This window comes from Microcoleus sp. N3A4 (assembly GCF_036701805.1).
In the GTDB taxonomy this organism is placed as follows: Bacteria; Cyanobacteriota; Cyanobacteriia; order Cyanobacteriales; family Microcoleaceae; genus Microcoleus.
In genome coordinates this window covers 110,304-116,116 of the sequence record NZ_JAUBRJ010000019.1, presented here as the reverse complement: position 1 = coordinate 116,116, position 5,813 = coordinate 110,304, and the positions used below count along the sequence as shown (strand labels likewise).

Annotated in this window: 3 protein-coding genes and 1 other RNA gene; 2 read left to right on the top strand and 2 right to left on the bottom strand. The window is 47.6% G+C overall.

What is annotated here, in order from left to right:
* Window positions 1-296: 296 nt before the first annotated feature.
* Together QUA56_RS13935 and purD are read right to left on the bottom strand one after the other, a co-directional pair.
* A complete protein-coding gene (locus tag QUA56_RS13935) occupies window positions 297-2,462 on the bottom strand; it encodes an ATP-binding protein (RefSeq protein ID WP_333358464.1) in 2,166 nt (721 codons plus the stop codon).
* A gap of 159 nt (window positions 2,463-2,621) precedes the next feature.
* The gene (gene purD / locus QUA56_RS13930) at window positions 2,622-3,905 is read right to left on the bottom strand and encodes a phosphoribosylamine--glycine ligase (RefSeq protein ID WP_333358462.1); all 1,284 of its coding nucleotides are present in this window, start codon (window positions 3,903-3,905) and stop codon (window positions 2,622-2,624) included.
* A 320-nt stretch (window positions 3,906-4,225) separates the two neighbouring features.
* Here purD and QUA56_RS13925 point away from each other — a divergent pair, with 320 nt between their 5' ends.
* Together QUA56_RS13925 and ssrS are read left to right on the top strand one after the other, a co-directional pair.
* Complete coding sequence (locus QUA56_RS13925) at window positions 4,226-5,503, top strand: 5-(carboxyamino)imidazole ribonucleotide synthase (RefSeq protein ID WP_333358461.1); 1,278 nt, start codon at window positions 4,226-4,228, stop codon at window positions 5,501-5,503.
* A 50-nt stretch (window positions 5,504-5,553) separates the two neighbouring features.
* A non-coding RNA gene (gene ssrS, locus QUA56_RS13920) (6S RNA) lies at window positions 5,554-5,741 on the top strand.
* Window positions 5,742-5,813 lie beyond the last annotated feature (72 nt).

Sequence of the window (5,813 nt, the reverse complement as noted above, 5' to 3'; positions counted from 1 at the left end):
TTTTAGTAGGCATTGACTTTTTACAAATATCATCATATTGTATCATACAATATGCGTTTTAGATGCTGAACAGCTTATCAGCTTGCATTTAACAGATATAGATTGAGTCATAAGCCTATTATAACTTATCTAGTAGATGCAAAACATGACGGGATACTAAAGTATCCCGTGTCGTTTTTCCTCCCAGCGCTAAAGCGACTGGGTTTCCAAACTCCCGCGAGGGCTATATGAATCGGGGCAACCACGGGGGATTTCCCGTAGAACACGCTATGTAGAAGGCTGTGCATAAGTCCTGTTTACTTAACATGACTCGAAATTGTTTCAGTCTCCACCTTTGCTTCCACCGGCAAAGCATTTTCTATATCTAATGCTTTTTTCTGTTGATAAACTGCCAAGTCGAACCAGAAAGTCGTACCCACATTAACTTCGCTAACTAAATTAATTTTAGTGTGGTGCTTGTCAATAATGTTTCTGACAATAGAAAGACCTAATCCCGTTCCTTCTAGAGTGTGAACTCGGTTTTCTACCCGGAAAAAGCGATCGAAAATTGCTTGTTGGTCTTCGGGATCTATGCCAATCCCAGTATCAGAAATTTCGATCCGCACAACCGGAAAATGTCTGGCATCCGGTGACAAGTTGTGGTTCCCGGATGCGCCGTCTTTGTGAGTCTGCGCCTCCGAGTCTAGCAAATACGCTCGAATTGCCACCTTGCCGCCGGACTGCGTAAATTTCAAGGCATTTCCTACTAAATTTGCAAATACTTGCAGCAGCAAATCGTAATGACCTAAAGCAGGTGGCAAATAAGGGTCAACTTCTTGCTCTAATTCAATACCTTTATCCTTAGCATTCAACTGATAAGTCCGCAGGGTTTGTTCCACAGCTTGCGGGAGGTCAACAGCATCCAAGTGATAAACTCGGCAGGATTCCAGCCGCGACAAGTCTAACACGTCGTTAACTAAACGAGTTAGTCGATCGGTTTCTCGATTGGCAATTTCCAGGAATTCCCTGCGCTCGCTTTCTTGAAGGTCTTCTCCGTACTCGTAGAGAGTTTCAATAAAAGATTTGATATTAAACAAAGGTGTTCTCAGTTCGTGAGAAACATTGCTGATAAAATTGCTTTTAGCCTCATTGAGTTCTACTTCGCGAGTGATGTCCTGCACAGTCATCGCAATGCCTTTGAGACTCTCGCGGTATTGCCCGGAATCTTGATTTTTAGAGGTTTGCTCGTAGAAAGTACACTCTACAGCTTCTGGGCGTTCGGACTCGGTACAGTTATTTTCCTCGTCGCGAATGCAGCTTCTGCACAGCGGTTCCGTTCCGGGCGCTTTGTGCAGAATGACAGTAGTTAAAACAATCCGAATTGTACGGTTGACTGGTTCGCTCATCGAGATGCGAAATTCGCCGCCTTCGCGCTCGCCCGCCGCTATTTGGTGCAGGGGTCTAGCCAAGTCCTGCTGCACTTCCGAAGGCAAAATGTTCAGAACATTGACTCCGATCGCATTTCTGCCTTCCCATCCAAAAATCCGCCGGCCCGTCGGATTGACTAAAATTACCTGCAAATTCGCGTCCAACAACAGCGCCCCGTCAGCAATAGTTGAAACCAAAGTTTCTAACTTCGCTTTTTCCGCTGTCAGCTCTTCAATATTTTGTTCTTCATAACTTTCTAGTTTCTCGGCCATCTCGTTAAAACTGCCAATCAACTCGCCCAATTCTCCCCCCAAAGGCAGGTCAACTCGCTGCTTAAAATTCCCGCTCGCAATGTTTTTGACCCCGAAGACTAATTGTTTAATGGGCTGAGTAATTGTCAGGGCATTAAATACAGCGCCCAAAATTACCATCACCCAAATTGTTACAAATACTGCTAAAGTGACATCCCTAGTCAGATTTGAAGAGATAACTGCGGCGGGATTTGGGTTAATGCCGATCGCCAAAACTCCCAAATATTTGTCTTCGTGAATTAGCGGCACAAATACGTCGGTAACTTCTCCATCTGGCGTCAAATGCTGCCGCACCAAAGGCAAAGAAGTTAAATTTCTCGCCTCAATGTCGGCGATAAAATTATCAGGCAGTTTAATTTGGCGGCGCAGCGTCAGGGAAGTTCGCACCTCGGATTCCGAGAAAGGTATCCCCAGAAAAATATTCCCAGATTCGTCGGCGTACAGCATATAGCGGACGCTGGAGGTGCTGCTGTAAAATTGGCGGGAAAAGCGGGCGACTTCGGAGCGATCGTTTTTCGCAATCAGCGGCGCCACATTTGCCGATAACAGCAAACCCAGGTCGCGGCCGTAGCGAGTATCGTTAAGTCGAGCGTCTTGCTGAATTGTATTCACGGCCCAGAATGTCAGGCCGCTCATAATTAACGACACTACGAGGGTAGCACCGGCCATCAGGCGGGTCTGGAGGGTAAAATCCGACCACCAGCGGGCAATAATTTCTCCGATTTTGTTTAGTATGGCCAGCATTTCACCAGTTCAATATTAAAAGCAGGGTTGATTAACTTGGCTCATTCTCAGATTTTTTACTGCGACTTGTGTACTGCCGCCGCAGAAATGCCAAACTTCATTGTTACATTTCTACATTGAGATTGCTTGACTTTCGGACGGCGGCCGATGTCGCAATTGCTAATTTTTCTCCCCCAAAGCTCGGCGACCGATGTCCCGACGGCAGTAGACCCCTTCAAATTCGATGCAATCAACTGCTGCATAAACTTTGGAGATAGCTTGTTCCAAAGTTTCTCCCGCCGCGGTGACACCCAAAACGCGGCCGCCGTCGCTCACCAACTGCTGGTGCTTCAACTGGGTGCCGGCGTGAAACACTTCTGCTCCTTTGGCTTCAGCTTCCTCGATACCTGTAATAACTTTGCCTTTTTGATAACTTCCAGGATAGCCCCCAGAAGCCAAAACTACGCAAACAGAGGCCCCCGACTTCCAGTGAATGGTGGAATATTCACCGAGACGCTGCTGACAGCAGGCGAGCACCAAATCTTCCAAAGGAGTTTCCAGCAGCGACAAAACCGCTTGAGTTTCGGGGTCTCCGAAACGGCAGTTGAATTCTAAGACTGTGGGTTCTCCTTCTGGCGTAATCATTAAACCTGCGTAGAGTACGCCCCGGTAGTCGATTTTGCGTTTTTGCAGTGCTGCGAGGGTGGGTTCGAGAATTTCTTCTTGAATCCTTTCCATGAGTTCCGGGGTGACAATGGGCGCTGGGGCGTAGGCCCCCATACCGCCGGTGTTGGCTCCCTTGTCGCCTTCGCCGATAGCTTTGTGGTCTTGGGCCGGCAGCAGCGGTTCTACTGTAATGCCGTCGGTGAGGGCGAGAATCGAGACTTCTTGACCTGTTAAGAATTCTTCGACAACGACTCGGATGTTGTCGGTGCCGAATTCGCCTCGGAAAATGGTGTTGATGGCGCTGTGAGCCATTTTGACGGTGGTGGCAACGGTGACTCCTTTGCCTGATGCGAGTCCGTCTGCTTTGATGACTATGGGAGTTCCTTGTTCCAGAACGTATGCTTTGGCTGCTTCTGCGTCTGTAAATACGGCAGCTTTGGGTGTTGGGATGCCTGCTTCGAGCATCAATTCTTTGGCCCAGGATTTGCTGGATTCAATTTGGGCGCCGGCTTTGGTGGGCCCGAAAATCATGACTTTTTTCTGTTGGAAGTAGTCGGCTATGCCTAGCGATAGGGGCAATTCGGGGCCGACGATGACTAATCCGATGTTGTTGACCATCACAAAGCGTTCGATGCCTTGGAAGTCGTCGATGTTGAGCGACAGATTTTGACAGCCTTTGGTGGTAGCTGTGCCGCCGTTGCCCGGTACGCAGAATACTTGTTTAATCCGCGTAGATTCTAGCAGTTTTTTTGCGATCGCGTGTTCGCGACCTCCGTTCCCCACAACCAAAACTTTCACAGTATCCTCACCTATAACTTTTGTTCCCTGAATATCTGATTTTCAGTGTTTGTACCTGTTTATCTGCTTTTTGCAGTGCTGTCAATTATGCCATGCTTGGCGCTGGCAATTGCTAGATGTGGCACTTTTCTGGAGGGGTCGGGCTCGACCGCTGTTTCTAAAAGCCTGAGTTCGTGCAATAATTAAAGACTTTCGCCGTCCAATTTTTCTGGGTTCTGCCTCGATTTAATCATGCAATTAAAACTCTTTTCTGGCTTTTAAGCGTTCAATTACTGTAATTCATCCGCGTACAAATAGCGATAAAATAATCAGGTTGACACATGAATTTTACTCACATGAAATCAAATCAAACCGCTGCGAGTTCGCCTGCCAATTTTAAGCGGGTAGGCGTTGTCGGCGGCGGCCAGTTAGCTTCGATGATGGGGGATGCTGCTAGGGCGCTGGGTATTGAATTGGTAGTGCAAACTCCTAATGCTACCGATCCAGCAGTTTCTGTTGCTGCTGGTGCTATTTTGGCTGCTGTTGATGATGTTTTGGCTACGGCTCAATTGGCGGCTGACTGCGATGTTATTACTTTTGAAAATGAGTTTGTGGATTTGGATGGTTTGCGGGCGCTAGAACAGCAAGGTGTGTTATTTCAGCCGAGTTTGCCGTCGCTTTCTCCTTTGTTGGATAAGTACGTCCAGCGCTGTTATTTACAAGGTTTGGGTTTGCCAACTCCGAGGTTTTGGGAATGGGATTGCAGCGCGGATTTGCCCCTGGAATTGTTGAAGGCGGTGGCGATCGACTTTCCGGCAATTTCTGTTTCCGACACCGTGCAGAGTGCAGGAGACTCGGATGCTGGGGCGATCGACTTTCCCTTTGTCGTCAAAGTTCGCCGCCACGGTTATGACGGCCAAGGTACTTTTATTGTTAAGGATCGGGGGAGTTTTGAGTCAATTCGTGCTACACTGCAAGGTCAGTCTTTGCTAGTGGAAGAGTTTGTGCCGTTCGATCGCGAGTTGGCAGTGATTGCGGCTCGATCGGCAACTGGCGAAATGGCGATTTATCCGATCGTCGAAACTCAGCAGCAAAATCAGGTTTGTCGCTTGGTGATTGCGCCCGCTGATATTAGTTTAGATGTGAAAACCGAAGCTTGTGCGATCGCCCGCACTCTCCTCAACAGCTTGCAAGCTGTCGGCGTATTCGGCATTGAATTATTTTTAACCGCCGACAATAAGCTGTTAGTCAATGAAATTGCACCGCGCACTCACAACTCGGGACATTTTACCATCGATGCCTGCGAAACTTCACAATTTGAACAGCATTTGCGCGCAGTTTGTCAACTGCCTTTAGGCAATTCCGATCTGAAATGTGCAGGCGCTGTGATGGTAAATTTGCTCGGCTACGAGTCGGCTGAGTCCGATTATTTAGTAAAACGAAAACAACTGGCACAAATTAGCGGTGGTTTTGTACATTGGTATGGTAAGAAAGTATCGCGTCCGGGCCGCAAACTCGGTCACGTTACAGTTGTGCTCGACGGGGAATCGGTGGCTCAGGGGCGATCGCCAGCACTGGCGATCGCTCAAACCGTTGAATCTATCTGGTATGCAAGTTAAATTGCTCGATGCTTGCCAAAATCTGGTTAGTTGGTATATATTAAATAAAGGTTCTACTGCGACGTTGGTGACTGCCAATAATGTTTTTTTGATCTATAACTCTTAACTCTCGGGAATCAAGATGTTTGGACAGCAGTAAACTGGGCTTGTACCCAGAAACTTTAAGTCCGAGCCAACGGTACCCACCTGGTAAAATACCAGGTCAAAAGCTGAGGTAAGACGGCGTTGCGGGGAGCCATTAAAATTTTGATTGAGATAGGCGCTGTGAAATATGGCTAGCCTATTTTTTTTTTTTAATTTGTTTAATTTG